Below are 19,262 nucleotides of genomic sequence, written 5' to 3'. Positions count from 1 at the left end.
CACCCCCGACGCGGTACCCCTGCCGTCCCCCGGACATGCCTGTGCCCGGCGCCCCCTGGGGGTGCCGGGCACAGGATCACGGCGTCACGCGTTACGCGCGGCCCGCGGTCTTCTGCGTCTTGCGGGTGATGGAGTCGATCACCACGGTGGTCAGCAGGACCGCCGCCGTGATCATGTACTTCACCGGTTCGGCGATGGACTCGAGCTGCAGGCCGTACTGGATCGAGACGATCACCAGGACACCGAGCAGCGCGTTCCACGTGCGGCCGCGGCCGCCGAAGAGGGACGTGCCACCGATGACCGCCGCGGCGATCGCGTTCATCAGCAGGTCACCGGTGCCGGCGCTCTGGTTGGCCGAGGCGATCTTGGAGGCCAGGAAGAGGCCGCCGATGGCGGAGAACCCGCCGGCGATCGCGAAGACCGTGATCCGCACGGTGGTGACGTTGATGCCCGCTCGGCGGGAGGCCTCGACGCTGCCGCCGAGCGCGAAGATCTTGCGGCCGTAGGCGGTGCGGCGCAGCAGGAAGTCGCTGCCGACCAGGAAGGCCAGGAAGATCACGGTGGCCAGCGGCAGGCCCTTGTACTGGTTGTACATCGCGGCCGCGGCGAACGAGACCACGGCGAGCAGGGCCGTGCGCAGCAGGGTGTCGCTGAGCGGCCGGGACGGGACGCCCGCGGCCTCGCGGCGGCGGTTGCCCAGGAAGGAGCTGAGGAAGAACAGCGCGACGACGACGACCGCCAAGCCGTACGCGGCGGCCACGTCCGCGAAGAAGTACGTGGTCAGCTTGCCGATGAGGCCGTCGCTGTCGAGGTTGATGGTGGCCGTTCTCGCCGAGCACCTTCAGCATGAAGCCGAGCCAGAACAGCAGGCCGGCCAGGGTGACGGCGAAGGCGGGGGCGCCGAGCACCGCGAAGAAGAAGCCGTGCAGCGCGCCGATGGCCGCGCCGGCGGCGACGGCGAAGAGCACCGCGGCCCACTCCGGCCAGCCCTGGTTGACCGCCAGGACGGCCGCGATGGCGCTGGCGGCGCCGCTGACCGAGCCGACCGACAGGTCGATCTCGCCGAGCAGCAGCACGAAGACGATGCCGACGGAGATCATGCCCGTGCCGACCATGGTGACGGAGATGTCACTCAGGTTCTGCGCGGACAGGAAGTTGGAGTTCAGGCTCTGGAAGACGATGCAGATGATGATCAGACCGAGGACGACGGGGATGGACCCCAGCTCGCCGGCCTTGATCTTGCGCTTGAACTCGCCGACGTAGCCGGCCAGGCCGCGTTCGCGGATGAGCAGCCGGGGGTCGACGGCGACATCGGCGCCGCGCGCCGCCTCGGGGTTCTCGACCGGTTCGGCGGTGTCCTTCGACACCGTCGCGGACGGCTTGTCGATGCTCACTTGGTGACCTCCCCGTTCGAGCGGGCCGCACGACGGGTGACGGCGTTGTCGGTGGCGCCGGTGATGGCGGAGATGATCTCCTCCTGCGAGGTCGACTTGACCTCGAAGACGCCGTTGTTGCGGCCGAGCCGCAGGACGGCCACCTTGTCGGCCACCGCCTTGACGTCGGCCATGTTGTGGCTGATGAGGATGACGGCGAGGCCGCGCTCGCGGAGCCGCTCGACCAGGTCGAGGACCTGTGCGGTCTGCTCGACGCCGAGGGCGGCGGTGGGCTCGTCGAGGATGACCAGATTGGGCTCGCCGAGCATCGAACGGGCGATCGCCACGACCTGGCGCTGACCGCCGGAGAGGGAGGCGATCGGGATGCGGACGCTGGGGATGCGGATGGACAGCGTGTCCAGCAGCTCGCGGGAGCGCCGCTCCATCTCGACCTCGTCGAGGATGCCGAACCTCTTGACCTCGCGACCGAGGTAGAGGTTGCCGACGACGTCGATGTTGTCGCACAGCGCCAGGTCCTGGTAGACGGTGGCGATGCCCAGTGCCTGGGCGTCGTGCGGCCTGCCGATCGACACGGCACTGCCGTTCCACTCGATGACGCCGTCATCGATGGGGTGCACGCCGGCGATCGTCTTGACCAGCGTGGACTTTCCGGCTCCGTTGTCGCCCACCAGGGCGACCACCTCACCGGCGTGGACCTCAAGCTCTACGTCGGTGAGCGCCTGGACGGCACCGAACCGCTTGGAGACCCCGCGCAACGCCAGCACGGGCGTAGCGGACACGTGAACCATCTCCTTCGCCGCCTGACCCGGCGGAGAGGTTGTACAGAAAGTTGGGGGGAAGTGATCCGTCCGGCGCCCCGCACGAGCTTGCGGGGCTGTTGATCACGGGACACCGGACGGAGTACGAGGCGCGTCCGTCCCCGTAAAGCGGATCCGCGAGGGGTCCGTGTGCGGGGGACGGGCGCGAGGGCCTTCGGGCCAGGCGTCCGCGGGACGCGGTCGCCTGGGGTCGTCGGCCGGCCGGTGCTACTTGAGACCGGCCTTGTTGCAGGCGGCCTTGTACTTGGCCGTGCAGATCTCGTCGAGCGTGTAGTAGCCGTCCTTGATGACGGTGTCCTTGATGTTCGCCGTGGTCAGCGAGACGACGGGGATGATGGCCGCGGGGATGCCCTTGGCGCTGGCGCTGTCGACCTTGGTCTTGGCGATGGAGTCCGTGCTCTCGCCCTTGGCCACGGCGACCGCGAACTCGGCGACGACGGTCGCCTCCTGCGGGTAGGACTTGTAGACGCTCATGTACTGGTCGCCGGCGAGGATGCGCTGCACGCCGGCGAGCTCGGCGTCCTGGCCGGTGACCGGGACCTTGATGCCCGCGGCCTTCAGGGCGGTGATGGCGCCGCCGGCCATGCCGTCGTTGGCGGAGTAGACGCCCGCGATGTTCTTGGCGCCGACGGCGGAGATCGCCGCCTCCATCTCGGAGTTGGCGTTGTCCGGCGACCACTCCTTGGTGTCGTACTCCTTGGCGACGGTCACCTTGCCGTCCAGGGAGGAGTGGGCGCCCTTCTTGAACTGCGCGGCGTTCGGGTCGGTGACCGAACCGTTGATCATGACGATCTTGGAGGACTTCTTGGCCTTGTCGCCCAGCGCCTTCAGCAGGGCGTCGCCCTGGGCCTTGCCCACCTGCTCGTTGTCGAACGAGGTGTAGCCGCTGATCGGGCCCTCGGCCAGGCGGTCGTACGCGACGACCTTGATGCCGCTGTCGACTGCCTTCTGGACCGAGTTCTTGATCGCCTTGGAGTCGACGGCGTCGACGATGAGGACGTCCACCTTGTTGGTGACCATCGTGTCGACCTGCTGCGACTGCAGGTTGGCGTCGCCGCGCGCGTTGTTGTAGAGGACCTTGGCCTTGTTGTTCGTCAGGTCCTTGATCTTCTTCTCGATCAGGGGCTTGTCGAACTTCTCGTACCGGGCGGTCTTGTTCTCCGGCAGAAGCAGGCCGACCGTGATGTCGTCGCCCTTCTTCTTCGCGGCGGACGAGGAGTCGGAGTCGGAGTCCTTGGACTCCTTGGCGCTGCCACAGGCGGCGAGAGAGACGGCCATGGCACCGGCGGCAACCGCAACGGCGGCGCGACGCATACGCGTGTTCACTTCAGAAACCTCCCTGACGAGGCCGCGACGTTGCGGCCGAGGTGGCTGGAAGTCAACTCGGCCACACGTGCGGCGTCAAGAAGTAAATCCTTAACGAGATGGCAACGGTGCCATCCGTTCTCTAAGTGAAGGCAGGAGTGGACACGGGAGCAGACCCGTCCAGAAGGGTCGAATCACCCATCTCGCTGAGCGCGAGAGCGAGTGCTCCGAGCACCTCCGCACGGCCCCCGAGGGCCCCCGGAAGCACCGACAGATGCCGGGCGGCGCTGGGGATCGCGTACCGGCCCACGGACTCCCTTATGGGCCCCAGGACGAGCTCCCCGGCCTCGGCGAGATCGCCGCCGAGAACCACCCGGCTGGGATTCAGCAGATTACAGAGATTGGCCACTCCGCTGCCCACGTGTCGGCCCACATCGGCGATGACACGCCGGCAGCCCGGGTCGCCGTCCCTCGCCAGCCGGACGACGCCGTCCAGCGTGAGATCGGTGCCGTGACTGGACCTCAGCAGCGGCAGCACGTAGCGCGCCGAGGCGAAGGTCTCCAGGCAGCCCCGGTTGCCGCAGCGGCAGACCGGACCCGACTCGTCGAGGGTGATGTGCCCTATCTCGCCCGCCGTGCCGCCCGGTCCCCGGTAGATCTTCCCCTGGATCACGAGCCCGGCTCCGACGCCGCTGGCCACCTTGATGTACGCCAGGTCCTTCACGCCCCGCCCGCTGCCCCAGACCAGCTCGCCCAGGGCGCCGAGGTTGGCGTCGTTGTCCACGTGCACGGGCACGCCGAGGCGCTCGCGCAGCTCCTCGGCGGGCCGGGCGCCGGTCCAGCCCGGCAGGATGGCGGTGGAGCCCAGGGTGCCCGCCTCCACGTCGATCGGACCGGGCACGCCGAGCCCGACGCCGGCGATCTTGGAGCGGTCCACGCCGGTCGCCTCGATCAGCCGGCTGACGACCTGCTCGGCCCGGTCGAAGCCCTGGGCGGCGGAGGCGTCCACGTCCAGCGGTTCGGCCTCCTCGGCGAGCACCTGGTGGGCCAGGTTGCCGATCGCGACGCGCAGGTGGGTGTGGCCGAAGTCGACGCCGATGACGATGCCGGCGTCCCCGCTCAGCGAGACGCTGCGGGCCCGGCGACCGCCCGCCGAGGTCGGGGTGACCTCCACCGTCCCGCCGCTCTTCAGTTCCCGCACGATGTTCGAGACCGTCGCCGCGGACAGACCAGTGGTCCTCGCGATCTCCGCCTGCGTGAGCGACCCGGCCAGGCGTACGGCACGTACGACCCGCTCCAGGTTGGCTCGGTGCAGCGACGACTGCGACCCTGGAGTCTCCACGACGACCTCCTGCGCGCGGGACCGCTTCGGCGAGGCCCCGTCCGTGTCCAACTAGTGAACCCTAAGCTGAGCCGTTCGGGTCGCCTCCCGTCAAGAGGTTGAACCGTTTCGACGCTCAACCGGCCACCGCGCCGGGACATGCCGCAGGGCCGCCTCCGGGAGCCGGAGGCGGCGCGTGGCGGCGGACCGCGGGAGGTCGCGAGCGGGGCGGCGGCGACGGGCCGGCCGGTGTTCCCCCTGCTCGCGGAGGGGTCCGGCTACTTCAGGGCGCCCGCCGTCAGCCCCTGGACCACCTGGCGCTGGAAGACGATGTACGCCGCGAGTACCGGCAGCATGGCCATCACCAGTCCGGCGAAGAGTCCGGACCAGTCACCCTTGTAGCCCTGGCTCGCGGCGAGCTGGACCAGCCCCTGGGTGAGGACCCGCTTGTCGGGATCGGTGTTGAGCACGGTGGGCAGCATGTACTGGTTCCACTGGCCCAGGAAGTTGAAGATCCCTACGCTGACCAGGCCGGGCTTGGCCATCGGCAGCATGATCTGGAAGAACGTACGGGTGTGCGAGGCACCGTCCACGAAGGCCGCCTCCGCCACCGAGCTGGGCAGGGTGCGGAAGAACGCGGTCAGGAAGAAGACGGTGAAGGGCAGCGAGTAGGCGATGTAGACCAGGATCAGCCCGTGGATCGTGTTCAACAGGCCCATGTTGTTCACCACGTAGAACAACGGCACCAGCGCGAGCATGATCGGGAAACTCATGCCGCCGATGAACAGGTAGTAGATGAACCGGTTGCCCGGGAAGTCGAACCGCGCCAGCACGTACGCCGCCATCGACCCGAGCACCAGCGTGCCGATGAGAGAGCCGCCCACCACCAGGACGGTGTTGAAGAAGTAGTCGCCCATGTGGGCATCGGTCCACGCCCTCGACCAGTTGTCGAAGTGCAGCTTGTCCGGCAGCGCCCAGGGCGAGGAGAAGATGGACTTGTCGTCCTTGAAGGACGTCATCACCGCCCAGAGCAGCGGCATCACCACCATGACCGCCCACAGCACGAGCATGCCGTGCGAGAAGGCGTTGAGGATGCCGCCCTCCTTGCGCTCCTTCGGCGGCTCGGCGGCCGGGCGGTCGCCCTTGGAGACGGTGACACCGGGCTCGGCCGGTACGGGGGCGGGGGTCTCGGTCGTCTTCATGATCTTCAGAACTCCAGCCGCTCGCGCCGGCCCAGCCGCATCACGACCGCCGCGAACAGCAGCGTGACGACGAGCAGGGCGACGCCGATCGTGGTTGCGTAGGCGGCCTGACCGTCACGGAAGGCCTTCTGGTAGACGTACAGGACCAGCACGGTGGTCGAATAGTCGGGCCCGCCCGGTCCGGTCGTCATGATCTGTACGACCGCGAACGATTCGGCGCCGAGCGCGAGAATGCCCATGTAGACCCAGCCGGACTGCACGGTGTCCCACAGCAGCGGCAGGGTGATCTTGAAGAAGGTACTGGCCCGGCCGGCCCCGTCCAGCAGCGCCGCCTCGTAGAGATCCGCCGGGATGGAGGCCATTCCGGCGGAGAAGAGGACCACGAAGAAGCCGACGGTGGACCACACGAGTACCGCCATCACGCACCACAGCGCGTAGTTCGGATCGCCCAGCCACAGTGGCTGCCAACTGTCGAGTCCGACGCCCCGCAGCACCGAGTTGATCGCTCCGCTGTCCGGGTTGTACGCGAAGGCGAACAGCAACGCGACGATGGCGATGGACAGCACCTGCGGGAAGAAGTACACGATCTTGTAGAACGAGGAGCCCCGCACCCCGGTGATCGCCGGACCTCCCCGGCGCCGCCGGCCGCCCACGTTGATCATGAAGGCGAGGAACAGCGCCAGACTGATCGTCACCAGCGGCAGCAGCACCGCGAAGAGCAGGCTGTGCTGCAACGACTTCCAGAAGACGTCGTCGTGCAGCATCTTCGTGTAGTTGTCGAGACCGACCGTCTTGAACTCGGGACTCAGGCCGGTCCAGTCCGTGAACGAGTAGTAGATCGACTGGATGAACGGCCAGATCACGAAGAGGGCGTACAGCCCCAGGGGCAGCGCGAGGAACCCCACGATGAACCGGTACTTGCCGTGCTGCATTGCCACCGACCTCGGTCTAAGGGCGGGTGCCGCCGCCGGTGACACCCGCCTCGGGGCGTCACCGGCGGCGGCACCGGTGTGCTGAGCCTGCCGCTTACTGGTGCTTGTAGTGCTTGATCGAGTCGTCCTTGGCGGCGGCGTCGGCGTAGCCCTGGATCTTCTTGATGGTCTCCGCCGGGGTGGCCCGGCCCGCCATCATCTCGCCGAGACCGGAGACGCCGATCTGCTCCTTCTGCAGCTTCACGTACCAGTCCTGCAGCCGCGGGTTCACCACGTTGTCGCCGGCCTTCTCCAGCGCCGCGACACCGGACTTCAGGCCCGGGGTCAGCGAGATGCCGTCGGTGCCGCCGTTGAACGCGGTGAGCGACTTGACCTTGGAGGTGAAGTTCTTCGACGAGGCCTCGCTGAGCATGATGCGGAGCTGCTCCATGCCGCCCGCGCCGTTCTTCGCCTTGGCCGGGACGATGAAGGGCTCGCCGCCGGAGGCCCAGATGGTGCCGAAGGGCATCTTGTCGGAGGAGTCGATGCCGGTGGGCGCGGAGACCGCGAGGTCGAAGTCCTTGGGGATGACGTTGGCGGACTCGTTCTCCACCCAGGAGCCGTTCGGGATGAACAGCGCCTCGCCCTTGGCCCAGGCGGTCTGCGACTGGATGTGGTCCAGGCCGGGCGTGCCCTTGAGGATGTAGCCCTTCTGCTGGAGCTCGTAGTACGCCTCGAAGCAGGCCTTGACGGCCGGGTGCTTCCAGGCGCCCGGCTCCAGGTTGTCGATGGCGTCCAGGACCTCGCGGCCGCCGACCTTGCCGATCATCGGGTAGAGCGAGAAGGGGATGTAGTAGGGGTACTTGCCGGCGTACGTCCAGCCGGCCATGCCCTTCTTCTTCGCCTTCGCGCAGACGGCGAGCATGTCGTCCCAGGTCTCCGGGTACGTCGCGTCGAGCGAGTCCAGGGCCTTCTGGGAGTACCAGACGCCGTAGACGGTGTAGGCGTAGTAGAAGATCCACACCGGCTTGCCGTCGAACTGGCCCATCTCGACGATGCCGGGGCGCAGCGTGTCGCGGACCTTCTTGTTCGGGTCGTCGAAGGACGGGGCGTCGAGCAGCGGGGTGAGGTCGGCGAGCTGGTTCTTGCCGACGAGGACGCCCATGTCCATCTGCTCGGCGCCGGAGTTGTCGATGAGGTCCGGCGGGGTGCCGCCGTTGAAGCGGGGCTGCAGGGTGGACTGGATCTTCTGGGTGGCGGAGAACTTGACCTTCGCCTTGGGGAAGTCCTTCTCGTAGATCTTGACGGCGTCCTCGGCGTACTCCTTGCCGAAGCCGCCGTCGAAGAGGACGAACTCCATCTGGGCGGTGTCGTTGACGCCGAGCGGGTTCTTGCCGGTCTTCTTGCCCGCCTTGGCCTTCTCCTCGCCGCCCCCGCTGCCGCTGGCACACGCGGAGAGGAAGCCCATGGCGGGGACGGAGACGAGGCCGAGCGCCGCGGAGCGCCGGATCAGGTCGCGGCGGCCGACGCCCGAGGGGGCGGTGTGCCCGTCGGTGCCGGTCTTGGGGGAACTGTGCTCGGCGGAAGTGGATCCCATGCTCAAGTCCTCGCCTTCTCACAGGACTCAGGCGGTGAACCGGATCTTCCCCGGCACCGCGGTGATGTGAAGCTGGGGTCGTGCACGAGGGAACCGGAAGGGACGATACGGCACTCACTCGTGCGTGGTGGAGATCCGCCGCCCCCCGTTTCCCCCCGGGTCGTGCGCGTCCGTCGGCGCGTACCACGAGGTGACGGCCAGCCGGACGCCGACAGGTATAGTCCACTTCCCCGCGGCGGAGCAAGATCGAACACAAGGTTGGCGGAGGCCTTTTCCGAGTTGAGACCTCGCGGAAATATGAGCGGATCCGCGGGGCGTGCGCGGGCGGCATGACGCCGGAAATATGCGCTTCCCGCGCGGCACCCATGTGAAGATCGACAACCCCGCGGCCTTTCCCGGCGGAGGAGTTCCGGCGGGCTCCGGTCGGCAAGGGACCCGTATGCCGCAGGCAACACCCTTGACACCGGCGGTCACTTGAATCCCTACTGGTCTTGCGCGCGAAGTTGACAACGTTGTCCGTTACTTCTTTCCGATCCGCGCAGCAGGAAGGGTTTTCGCGCATGCGGTACAGAGCTCGGCACAGATGGGGTCCCTCGGCGGTCGTGGCAGCGACCGCCTTCGCTCTGGTGGTGGCCTCCCAGGGCGCCGCCGTCGCCCGGCCCGCACAAGCGGCGAAGGCCGACCGGGAGTTCAGTTCCTCCTTCGAGTCGGGGGATCCGGCCCCCACATGGGTCAACACCGTCGACACGACGGCCGGCGGCGCCAAGCGCTCCTCGGGCGTCGACGGCGGATACAGCACCGGCATTCCCGGCAGCGTCACCGACCACGTCTCCAGCGTGCGGGCCAGCGCCGAGAACACGCAGGGCGGCGAGGTCAAGGAGAACCTCGTCGACAGCGAGCCGACCACCAAGTGGCTCACCTTCGAGAACACCGGCTGGGTCGAGTTCGACCTGGACGCCCCGGTCAAGCTGACCACCTACGCCCTCACCTCCGCCAACGACGTCGTCGAACGCGACCCGGCCGACTGGACCCTGAAGGGTTCCACGGACGGCAAGGACTGGAAGACGATCGACACGCGCACGGGTCAGTCCTTCGCCGACCGGCAGACGACCAACACCTACGACCTGGCCGAGCCGGCCGAGTACCAGCACTTCCGGCTGGACATCACCAAGAACCACGGCGCGGACATCCTCCAACTCGCCGACGTGCAGTTCTCCGACGGGCACGTCGCCACCACGCCCGAGGACATGCTGAGCCTCGTGGACCAGGGCCCCACCGGATCACCGACCGCAAAGTCCGGCGCGGGCTTCACCGGCAAGCGGGCGCTGCGCTACGCCGGCCGGCACAAGGCGGACGGCCGGGCATATTCGTACAACAAGGTGTTCGACGTCAATGTGCGCGTCGAGCGGAACACGCAGTTGTCGTACCGGATCTTCCCCGCGATGGCCTCCGGTGACCTCGACTACGACGCCACCAACGTCTCCGTCGACCTCGCCTTCACCGACGGCACCTACCTCAGCCAACTGGGGGCGGTGGACGAGCACGGCTTCCCGCTGACCCCGCGCGGGCAGGGCGACGCCAAGGTCCTCTACGTCAACCAGTGGAACGACGTGCTCTCCTCGATCGGCTCGGTGGCCGCCGGGAAGACCGTGGACCGGATACTGGTGGCCTACGACTCCCCCAAGGGTCCGGCGAAGTTCCGCGGCTGGGTGGACGACGTGTCGCTGAAGGTCGCGGCGCCCGAGCGGCCCAAGGCGCACCTGTCGGACTACGCGCTGACCACCCGCGGCACCAACTCCACCGGCAGCTTCTCGCGCGGCAACACGTTCCCGGCCGCGGCGGTCCCGCACGGCTTCAACTTCTGGACGCCGGTGACCAACGCGAGCGTGGAGAACTGGCTCTACGACTACTCCCGCGGCAACAACGACGACAACCTGCCGACCATCCAGGCGTTCAGCGCCAGCCACGAGCCCAGCCCGTGGATGGGTGACCGGCAGACCTTCCAGGTGATGCCGTCGGCCGCCTCCGGCACGCCGGACACCGGCAAGACGGCCCGGCAGCTCCCCTTCCGCCACGAGAAGGAGACCGCCCGCCCGTACTACTACGGCGTGACCTTCGAGAACGGCATCAAGGCGGAGATGGCGCCGACCGACCACGCGGCGGCCATGCGCTTCACCTACCCCGGTGACGACGCGAGCGTCGTCTTCGACAACATCCGGGACGAGGGCGGCCTCACCCTGGACAAGGAGAACGGCGTCATCACCGGCTACTCGGACGTGAAGTCCGGCGGTTCGGCGGGCGCCACCCGGCTGTTCCTCTACGGCAGGTTCGACTCGGCGGTCAAGGACGGCTCGTCCTCCGGCGTCACGGGCTACCTGCGCTTCGACGCGGGCCACGACCACGCCGTCACCCTGCGCCTGGCGACCTCGCTGATCAGCGTGGACCAGGCCAAGGACAACCTGTCGCGGGAGCTGCCGGACAGCAGGTCCTTCGACTCGGTCAAGCGCGGCGCCCAGCAGGCGTGGGACAAGATCCTCGGCAAGGTCGAGGTCGAGGGTGCCACCTCCGACCAGCTGACCACGCTGTACTCCTCGCTCTACCGGCTGTACCTGTACCCCAACTCGGGCTTCGAGAAGGTGGACGGCAAGTACCAGTACGCCTCCCCGTTCTCCAAGGCGACCGGCGAGAACACCCCGACGCACACCGGCGCCAAGATCGTCGACGGCAAGGTGTACGTCAACAACGGGTTCTGGGACACCTACCGCACCACCTGGCCGGCGTACTCGTTCCTGACGCCCTCCCAGGCCGGTGAGATGGTCGACGGCTTCGTCCAGCAGTACAAGGACGGCGGCTGGACCTCCCGCTGGTCCTCTCCCGGCTACGCGGACCTGATGACCGGCACGTCCTCGGACGTGGCGTTCGCCGACGCGTACGTCAAGGGCGTGAAGATGGACGCCGAGTCGGCGTACGACGCGGCGCTGAAGAACGCCACCGTCGTCCCGCCCTCCTCCGGCGTAGGCCGCAAGGGCATGACGACCTCGCCCTTCCTCGGCTACACCAGCACCAGCACGGGCGAGGGCCTGTCCTGGGCGATGGAGGGTTACGTCAACGACTACGGCATCGCCCAGATGGGCGCGGCGCTGTACAAGAAGACGCACCAGAAGCACTACAAGGAGGAGTCCGAGTACTTCCTCAACCGCGCCCGCGACTACGTCAACCTCTTCGACTCCAAGGCCGGGTTCTTCCAGGGCAAGGACGAGAAGGGCAACTGGCGGGTGCCCTCCGACAAGTACGACCCCCGCGTGTGGGGCTACGACTACACGGAGACCAACGGCTGGGGCTACGCCTTCACCGTGCCGCAGGACAGCCACGGCCTGGCCAACCTGTACGGCGGCAAGGACAAGCTCGCCGGCAAGCTGGACACGTTCTTCTCGACCCCGGAGACGGCTTCCGTGGACCTGAAGGGCTCCTACGGCGGCGTCATCCACGAGATGATCGAGGCGCGTGACGTACGGATGGGCATGTACGGCCACTCCAACCAGGTCGCGCACCACATCACCTACATGTACGACGCGGCCGGGCAGCCGTACAAGACGCAGAAGAACGTGCGCGAGGTGCTCTCCCGCCTCTACAACGGCAGCGACATAGGGCAGGGCTACCACGGCGACGAGGACAACGGCGAGCAGTCGGCCTGGTACCTGTTCTCGGCGCTCGGCTTCTACCCGCTGGTGATGGGCAGCGGCGAGTACGCGATCGGCTCCCCGCTGTTCAAGAAGGCCACCGTGCACCTGGAGAACGGCCACGACCTGGTCGTCAAGGCGCCGAAGAACAGCACGAGGAACATCTACGTGCAGGGGCTGCGGGTCAACGGCAAGAAGTGGTCGAAGACCTCCCTGCCGCACTCGCTGCTCTCCCGCGGCGGCGTGCTCGACTTCGACATGGGCGCGAAGCCGTCGTCCTGGGGCACCGGCAAGCACGACGCGCCGGTGTCGGTGACGAAGGACGACAAGGTGGCCACGCCCCGCGCGGACGTCCTCAAGAGCGAGGGCGCGCTGTTCGACAACACCTCCGCGACGGAGGCGAGCGCGACGACGGTGGACCTGCCGCTGTCGGGCGACAGCGCCAAGGCGGTCCAGTACACACTGACGTCGCCGGCCGACCGCACCAAGGCCCCGACGGGCTGGACGCTGCAGGCCTCCAGCGACGGCACGCACTGGAAGACGCTGGACGAGCGGTCCGGCGAGAGCTTCCGCTGGGACCGCCAGACCCGCGCGTTCTCCGTCCCGCACGCCCACTCGTACGCCCACTACCGCCTGGTCCTGAACGGCGAGGCGACCCTGTCGGAGGTGGAGCTCCTGGGGTGACGACGCCGGCACGGCCGTAGCACGCGAGGGGCGGGCCCGGGGAGTTGGATCTCCGGGCCCGCTCTGCTGTGCGGGGGGATGCGTGCCCGGGGACATGACCCGACCGCGCGCCACAGCAGGCTGCGAAGTCCTGGACCCCGCCGCCGTGGACCACTTGGCGGGACGCCACCGCCGGAGCGGGCCGGGAACGGATCGGGTACCGGACGGGAATCGGTACCCGCACGCTCGATGATGCGGAAGGAAGCCCCCCCCCCACCAAGGCAGGCGCGCTTCGTGGCGCTGTTCTCCGACGCGATGGCCGGCTCTCGCGGCAATCGCCGACGATGGGCGAGGAACCGATTCGACCAGCAGCACCACGCAGGAGCAGCGCACTGTCGCTTCAGACGGGAGAACCACGATGAGCAGTCCCGCTGCGCCTGGCCGGGGCACGGAGCGTTCGTCCCCCTACGACTCGATCGGCGGCCACTACCAGGACGTCAAGTCTCTTCCCTCGGCCGAGGTGGAACGCGCCGCCGTGCTGGCCGCCTGCGGAGATGTGACCGGCCTGCGCGTCCTCGACCTCGCCTGCGGGACCGGCTACTACACGCGCGAGCTGCGCCGCCTCGGCGCCGGCGGTTGCCTCGGCGTCGACGTGTCCGCCGCGATGGTCGAGGCGGCCCGCGAGCAGGAGCGCGAGGAGCCGCTCGGCATCGAGTACCGGGTTCAGGACGCCACGGATCTGCCCCTTCTCGGCCGCTTCGACCTGGTGACCGGCGTCTGGCTCCTCAACTACGCCGCCGATCCGACGGCGATGACCGCGATGCTGACCTCCGTGGCCAGGAACCTGGCGCCGGGGCAGCGCTTCGTCGGCGCCACGCAGAACCCGGCCTTCGACTTCGGCGGACCGCCGACCCAGCGGTACGGATGGTCCTTCGCGCCGATCGGTGAATCCGCGTTCGGCACCCGGGTCCGGGCCACCGCCCACACCACCCCGGTCATCCAGTTCGAGGCCCAGTTCGCCCGAGCCGAGGTGTACGCCGGGGCAGCGCGCGACGCGGGGTTCACGGAGTTCACCTGGCTGCCCCTGACCGTCCCCGAGGACGCCGTACGCCGCCGTGACCAGGGATTCTGGGACGACTTCCTGGCCAACCCCTTCCTCGGCGTCTTCAGCGCCCGGCTCGGTCTTTAGCACCCGGCATACCGGCCTGGACGGAGAAGCACGACATCTTCCGCCCGACAACGACCGCGGCAGCGTGCCGCCCTGGAAGGGCGGCACGCTGCCGGGCCCGGGCGGAGAGGCGCCCGGGCCCGGCAGCGGCATCCTCGGGGGGTCAGCCCACGGCGACCGTGAAGACGTGCAGGTCACCGTTGTTCGGGAGCGTCACGCTCGCGATCTGCTTGCCGGCCGGGGCCTCGTACGGCTTCGTGGCGAAGACGTAGGTGGCGACCGGGTCCTTGTCGGCGCCGGCGACGTTGCGGTACGCGGTCTTGGCGACGACCACGTTGTCGTACTGGACCGTGCCGCCGCCCCCGCCGACCGTCCAGTCCGTGAAGGACAGGTCGGTCTGCGCGGTCGTGCCGTCCGTGAACGTGACCGTCGCCTTCGTCTGCTGGTTGCCGTTGACCGCGCTGCCGAGGAAGGACAGCTTGCCGGCCGGGTCTGCCAGCTCGACCCTCTGGCCGGCGGCGGCCGCGTTGTCGGGGCGGCCCGACGGGGAGTCGGGCCAGGTGTAGGTCAGCCCGGACACCGTGCCCTGCGCGCCGGGGGTCAGCCCGGCCGTCTTCAGCGCCTGCAGCGAGTAGCTCCAGCCGCCGCCGTCGTAGTCCGCCTCGTCGTGGTCACCGGCGTCGTCGGAGACACCGGTGTTGTTGTACGCGGCCAGCAGAGAGCCGGGGGCCGCGACGGTCAGGGCGATCGGCTGGGCGTAGGAGGTGTCACCGGAGGTGACGCTCACCTTCACGTCCGAGAAGCCCTGCTCCGCGTCCTTCGCCGCGGTGAGGGTGATCTTCTGGGCGCCGTCCTTCACCGTGCCCGAGGCCGGGCTCGCCGTCACGCCCGCCGGGGTGTCCACCTGGAAGCGGACCTCCGGACCCGCGCCGCCGCTCAGGGCCAGCGCGCGGATGTCGAGCGTGGTGCTCTCGCCCGGGGCGAGTGTCGCCGTGGTCGGGCCCACACCGATCTGGTACGGCTGCTCACCGTCCCGGAAGGACGGCGGGGCGTCGGCCGCGTCGGTGCCCCACGTCTTGTCGGGCGTCGAGGAGAGCGTGTAGTCCAGCCGGCCGCCGTCGCGGACGAAGGACTCCGGGAGCCAGGTGCGGTCGGTGGACCTGCCGTCGACCTTGAGGGACTGGATGTACGGGGCGTCCGCGGCGGCGCCCTTCGCGCGGATCTCGATGTCCTTGCCGTGCGGGCGGTCGATCACCACGCGCGGGAACAGCGGGGAGGCGAGGACGAGTTCGGCGCGGGAGGGCACCTGCGGGTACATGCCGAGCGCCGAGAAGACGTACCAGGACGACATCGCGCCGAGGTCGTCGTTGCCGGGGATGCCGCCCGGCTGCGTCGTCCACAGCTTCGTCATCGCCGCGCGCACGGTCTCCTGCGTCTTGTAGGGCGCGCCCGCGTAGTCGTACAGGTAGGGCACGTTGATGGACGGCTCGTTGTCCATCTCGGACTTGTCGCCGCCGCTGCCGGTGAACGCCCAGCCGCCGTCGGCGTCGTGGAAGAAGGAGTCGAGGCGGGCGAGCGCCTTGTCCTTGCCGCCCATCGCGGCGAACAGCCCGGCCGGGTTGTGCTGGACCATCCAGGTGTACTGGGCGGCCGTGCCCTCCACGAAGCCGTTGCCGGTGCCCGGGGTGAACCCGGTGACCCAGCTGCCGTCGGCCTTGCGGTTGGCGATGTAGCCGCCGGTCTGGTCGGCGGCGAGGTTGAAGTTGTTCTGCCACCACTGCGAGCGGCTCGCGAAGGTCTTCGCGGTCTTCTTGTCGTGCACCGCCGAGGCGAGCTGGGAGAGGGAGAAGTCGGCGGTCGACATCTCCAGCGTCTCGGCAGCGCCGCCCCAGGCGTTGGAGACCGACGGCATGTAGTGCAGCTTCAGGTACTTGTCGAGCGAGGGACGCTGGCCCGCCGAGAGGACCGGCTTGCCCGCGGAGGACAGGTCCTGCGCGGTCGGTACGGTGGCCGCCTTCACCAGGGACTTCAGCGCGCCGCGCAGATCGAAGTCGGTGCCGCCGAAGGCACGGATGCCGGCCAGGGCGGACGGCGAGGGATCGCCGTTCATCACGTGGGTGCCGGAGGCTCCGTGCAGCCAGCGGTCCCAGACTCCCCCGTTCTGCCGGGCGAGTTCGTACAGCGACTGCGCCACGTCGGAGCCGGCGCGGGGGTCCAGCAGTGTCAGCAGCTGCACCTGGTCGCGGTAGACGTCCCAGCCGGAGAAGGTGCCGTACTGCGCCTGGTGGCCGCGGGTCACCCGGTGCACCTTGTCGTCGCTGCCGCGGTATCTGCGGTCGGCGTCGCTGATGATGTTCGGGTGGAACATGGCGTGGTAGAGCGCGGTGTAGAAGGTGGTGCGCTCGGCGTCGGTGCCGCCGCCGACCCGGATGCCGTCCAGCCGGTCGCGCCAGGCGTCGTGGGCGGCCTTGGCCACGGAGTCGAAGGAGCGGTGCGCGGAGTTCTCGGCGCGGAGGTTGGCCTCGGCGCCCTTCTGGCTGACGTAGGAGATGCCGACCTTGACGTTCACCGGCTTGTCGCCCGCCGCGAACTGGACGTAGCCGCCGGCGCCCTTGCCGGCGACGGGGCGTCCGCCGCTCTCCTTGAAGTCGCCGGTGCCGCCGCTCGCGGTCGTCGAGCCGGGCTTGAGCTCGGCGTCCTGCCAGGTGCCGGTGGCGGAGAAGTCACGGTCGAAGTGGGCGGTGAAGTACAGGGTGTAGTAGGCGCGTTGGCCCTCGGGGTCGAGGTAGCCGCAGAAGTTGCCGGAGGTGACCGAACCGGAGACCGTACGGGTCTGCGGGTCGATCCGCACCGTGGAATCGGTGGAGCCCACCTCGGAGTTGGCGCTGCGGATCAGCAGCGAGGCCGGCTTGTCGGCCGGGTAGGTGAAGCGGGCCGAGCCGGTGCGCGCGGTGGCGGTCAGGTCGGCGGTGACGCCGGACTTGAGGCCGACCTTGTAGTGGCCGGGCTCGGCCGTCTCGTCGCCGTGGCTGAAGTCCGAGGCGTAGACCGCGTCCTTGGTGTCGCTCGCCGGGGAGGAGGTCACCTCGCCCGCGTACGGGAAGAACGGGATGTCCCCGCTGCCGCCGGCGCAGCCGGTGCCGGACATGTGCGTCAGGCTGAAGCCGCGGATGCGGGTGGCGTCGTACTGGTAGCCGCCGGGGGCTGTGGTGGCGGTGGCGTTTCCGCGGGTGGTCTCGGGGCTGAAGGAGAACATGCCGAAGGGCGTGACGGCACCGGGGTAGGTGTCGCCGCCGTTCTTGCTGCCGATCAGCGGGTCGACGTACGTGGTCGGGTCCCGGACCAGGTCCGGTGTCGGTGGTGCGGTGGCGCTCGCGGCGAGCGCCGGGGTGGCGCCGCCGGTCGCCAGGACGGCGGCCAGCAGCAGGGATGCCGGGCGGAAACGCATGACGCGGCCCCTCCTTCGTCGGACGGGTCGCGCACCACAGGTCGCACAAGCCGGGGGGACAGTAACCCGGTTGGGCGGGGGTGCGGAAGGGTGCGTGCGGGAGGTGGGGGCCTGGGCGGGGTCGGTGGAGTTGCTGTGGGCCGGCCGTGGCTCGATTCCGGGGGTGCAACTGGGTTGACATCGTTGTCTGTTCGGAGGGTAGAGTCGGTGGTGAAGTGTTAGACAACGTTGTCGCGTTGCCAGCGGTTCGTACCAAGCCACAGTTGTAGCCGTCGGGCGGCCCCCTCCCCCTTTGGGGCCGGCCGACGGACGGGTCCGGTGGGGTTTCCTCCCCACCGGACCCTGTTTGCGCCCTACGGGCGGGGCCCGACGAGCCGGGCCCATGAAAAGGGCTCGATGAGCCGGGGGCCTGTCGCGTCGGCGGGTGCGGGTCCGTTCCGGGTTGCTCGCGCCGTTCCCCGCGTCCCTTCGTGGCGCACGCCCTCCGTCAGCCGACCTGGCAGGGCAAGGCGGCTGTGCCGTCCCCGTCGGCGCCCGTGACGACGTAGCCGAACGTGGCGCTCTCGCCCGGATCCAGCGCGCCGTTCCAGTCCGCGTTGTGGACCATGACGTCCTGACCCGAGTACGTGGCGTTGCCGCTCCAGAGACTGTCGACCTTCTGCCCGTCCGGCAGGGTCCAGTCGACCATCCAGCCCAGCATCGGCACGTCACCGGAGTTGGTGACCGTCACCTGGGACTGGTAACCGCCGCTCCAACTGCCCGTGGTTTCGCGGGTGGCGGTGCAGGTGCCCGGCACCGGGTCGGTCGGGGTGTTCCCCGGGTCGTGGATGCCCGTCACCTCGCCGTTGCCGCCGTCGAAGACCACGTCGGAGCAGGAGTAGAAGGTCTCCGCACTGTCCGAGCGCTGCCAGACCATGTAGATGACGTGGCGCCCGGACTTGTTCTCGGGGAGCTTGCCGGTCCAGGAGTAGTTGGCCTCCACCGTGCCGGGGGTGCCGTGCAGCGGCGGGTGGTCGACCGAGAGGAACGGCTCGTCCTCCATGTCGTCCCAGGTGAGCGGCTGCGTCGGGTCGTAGCCGTCCTTGGTGACGTAGACGTAGAACCAACCCGGGTGCGCGGCCCAGGCGTTGTACGAGAAGTCGACGGTCGCACCGGAGGTGAGGTGGGTGACCGGCCAGTCGTCGCGGGCGGCATTGAAGCCGGTGAAGTTGGGGTTGCCGCCGCTGCACAGTTCGCCGTCGGGGACGAATCCTCGGGTGCGGCCGGCGCCGTCCGAGCGGAGCACGGAGAACCAGTTGTAGAACGGCGTGGTACCGCTGACCTGCTGGGCCGCCTTGCAGGCCGGGTTGACGGGCTTGATCTCACCGGTGTCGGTCAGCGCGTCCTGCCAGCACAGGAAGGTGCGGCTCGCGGGCTTCATGGGGGTGCCGTGCGCCTCGGCGGGACCGCCGGCCGTGACGACCAGGGCGAGCGCCGGGACGGTGACGAGGAGTGCGGCAAGGACGAGGAAGAGGGCGCGGGTGCGGGCGGAGAGGGGCGGGCGGCGCGGGGGGCGTAAGGGCGCTGCGGCTCCCGCTTCCGCTCTCGCCTTTGCTTCTCCTGCCGCTTTCAGCTTTGCCATGATCATGACAGTCAGGTCCATTCCTTCCGCTGCGTCGTACGGGGCGTACGACTGGGGGTGGCAAGGGCGGACGTGCACCTGGGGTGGGCGAGGCGGGAGCGGCCGGCGGTCGCGCGGGTTCCGGTCCGACGATC

10 protein-coding genes and 1 pseudogene are annotated in these 19,262 nt (G+C 69.1%); 2 read left to right on the top strand and 9 right to left on the bottom strand.

The window, feature by feature from the left end; all coding sequences use genetic code 11:
• Window positions 1-91: 91 nt before the first annotated feature.
• The 7 genes and pseudogenes from QFZ64_RS26790 to ngcE all read right to left on the bottom strand — a co-directional run bounded on the left by QFZ64_RS26790 (window position 92) and on the right by ngcE (window position 8,548).
• Window positions 92-1,394: pseudogene (locus QFZ64_RS26790) on the bottom strand (sugar ABC transporter permease).
• Window positions 1,391-2,182, bottom strand: coding sequence for an ATP-binding cassette domain-containing protein (locus tag QFZ64_RS26785; RefSeq protein ID WP_307069959.1), 792 nt, complete (start codon window positions 2,180-2,182; stop codon window positions 1,391-1,393). Before QFZ64_RS26785 ends, QFZ64_RS26790 begins: the two are co-directional and overlap by 4 nt.
• Window positions 2,183-2,419: 237 nt before the next feature.
• Window positions 2,420-3,538 carry a substrate-binding domain-containing protein gene (locus QFZ64_RS26780; protein ID WP_307069957.1) on the bottom strand — a complete coding sequence of 373 codons (1,119 nt, stop codon included), beginning with the start codon at window positions 3,536-3,538 and terminating at the stop codon, window positions 2,420-2,422.
• Between the two features lie 121 nt (window positions 3,539-3,659).
• On the bottom strand, window positions 3,660-4,859 hold the full coding sequence (locus QFZ64_RS26775; protein WP_307069954.1) for an ROK family transcriptional regulator: 1,200 nt from the start codon (window positions 4,857-4,859) through the stop codon (window positions 3,660-3,662).
• Window positions 4,860-5,116: 257 nt separating this feature from the next.
• The gene (locus QFZ64_RS26770; RefSeq protein ID WP_307069952.1) at window positions 5,117-6,040 is read right to left on the bottom strand and encodes a carbohydrate ABC transporter permease; all 924 of its coding nucleotides are present in this window, start codon (window positions 6,038-6,040) and stop codon (window positions 5,117-5,119) included.
• A 5-nt stretch (window positions 6,041-6,045) separates the two neighbouring features.
• On the bottom strand, window positions 6,046-6,972 hold the full coding sequence (locus tag QFZ64_RS26765) for a carbohydrate ABC transporter permease (protein WP_307071881.1): 927 nt from the start codon (window positions 6,970-6,972) through the stop codon (window positions 6,046-6,048).
• Window positions 6,973-7,066: 94 nt separating this feature from the next.
• Complete coding sequence (gene ngcE / locus QFZ64_RS26760) at window positions 7,067-8,548, bottom strand: N-acetylglucosamine/diacetylchitobiose ABC transporter substrate-binding protein (RefSeq protein ID WP_307069950.1); 1,482 nt, start codon at window positions 8,546-8,548, stop codon at window positions 7,067-7,069.
• Between the two features lie 560 nt (window positions 8,549-9,108).
• Between ngcE and QFZ64_RS26755 the strand changes: the two genes are divergently transcribed.
• Both QFZ64_RS26755 and QFZ64_RS26750 read left to right on the top strand, forming a co-directional pair.
• Window positions 9,109-12,912, top strand: coding sequence for a GH92 family glycosyl hydrolase (locus QFZ64_RS26755; RefSeq protein ID WP_307069948.1), 3,804 nt, complete (start codon window positions 9,109-9,111; stop codon window positions 12,910-12,912).
• A gap of 397 nt (window positions 12,913-13,309) precedes the next feature.
• Window positions 13,310-14,080 carry a class I SAM-dependent methyltransferase gene (locus QFZ64_RS26750; protein WP_307069946.1) on the top strand — a complete coding sequence of 257 codons (771 nt, stop codon included), beginning with the start codon at window positions 13,310-13,312 and terminating at the stop codon, window positions 14,078-14,080.
• Between the two features lie 142 nt (window positions 14,081-14,222).
• Here QFZ64_RS26750 and QFZ64_RS26745 read toward each other — a convergent pair whose 3' ends face one another.
• Together QFZ64_RS26745 and QFZ64_RS26740 are read right to left on the bottom strand one after the other, a co-directional pair.
• The gene (locus QFZ64_RS26745; protein ID WP_307069944.1) at window positions 14,223-17,507 is read right to left on the bottom strand and encodes a GH92 family glycosyl hydrolase; all 3,285 of its coding nucleotides are present in this window, start codon (window positions 17,505-17,507) and stop codon (window positions 14,223-14,225) included.
• A gap of 487 nt (window positions 17,508-17,994) precedes the next feature.
• Window positions 17,995-19,128, bottom strand: coding sequence for a lytic polysaccharide monooxygenase (locus QFZ64_RS26740; protein WP_307069942.1), 1,134 nt, complete (start codon window positions 19,126-19,128; stop codon window positions 17,995-17,997).
• Between the last annotated feature and the right edge of the window lie 134 nt (window positions 19,129-19,262).

This window comes from Streptomyces sp. B3I8, from assembly GCF_030816915.1.
Classification (GTDB): Bacteria; Actinomycetota; Actinomycetes; order Streptomycetales; family Streptomycetaceae; genus Streptomyces.
This window is presented reverse-complemented; position numbering and strand designations above follow the sequence as displayed.

Coding starts and splice junctions, on each gene's coding strand:
- QFZ64_RS26785 (WP_307069959.1), bottom strand. CDS start 2,182: ATGGTTCACGTGTCCGCTACGCCCGTGCTGGCGTTGCGCGGGGTCTCC.
- QFZ64_RS26770 (WP_307069952.1), bottom strand. CDS start 6,040: ATGAAGACGACCGAGACCCCCGCCCCCGTACCGGCCGAGCCCGGTGTC.
- QFZ64_RS26765 (WP_307071881.1), bottom strand. CDS start 6,972: ATGCAGCACGGCAAGTACCGGTTCATCGTGGGGTTCCTCGCGCTGCCC.
- ngcE (WP_307069950.1), bottom strand. CDS start 8,548: ATGGGATCCACTTCCGCCGAGCACAGTTCCCCCAAGACCGGCACCGAC.
- QFZ64_RS26755 (WP_307069948.1), top strand. CDS start 9,109: ATGCGGTACAGAGCTCGGCACAGATGGGGTCCCTCGGCGGTCGTGGCA.
- QFZ64_RS26750 (WP_307069946.1), top strand. CDS start 13,310: ATGAGCAGTCCCGCTGCGCCTGGCCGGGGCACGGAGCGTTCGTCCCCC.
- QFZ64_RS26745 (WP_307069944.1), bottom strand. CDS start 17,507: ATGCGTTTCCGCCCGGCATCCCTGCTGCTGGCCGCCGTCCTGGCGACC.
- QFZ64_RS26740 (WP_307069942.1), bottom strand. CDS start 19,128: ATGGCAAAGCTGAAAGCGGCAGGAGAAGCAAAGGCGAGAGCGGAAGCG.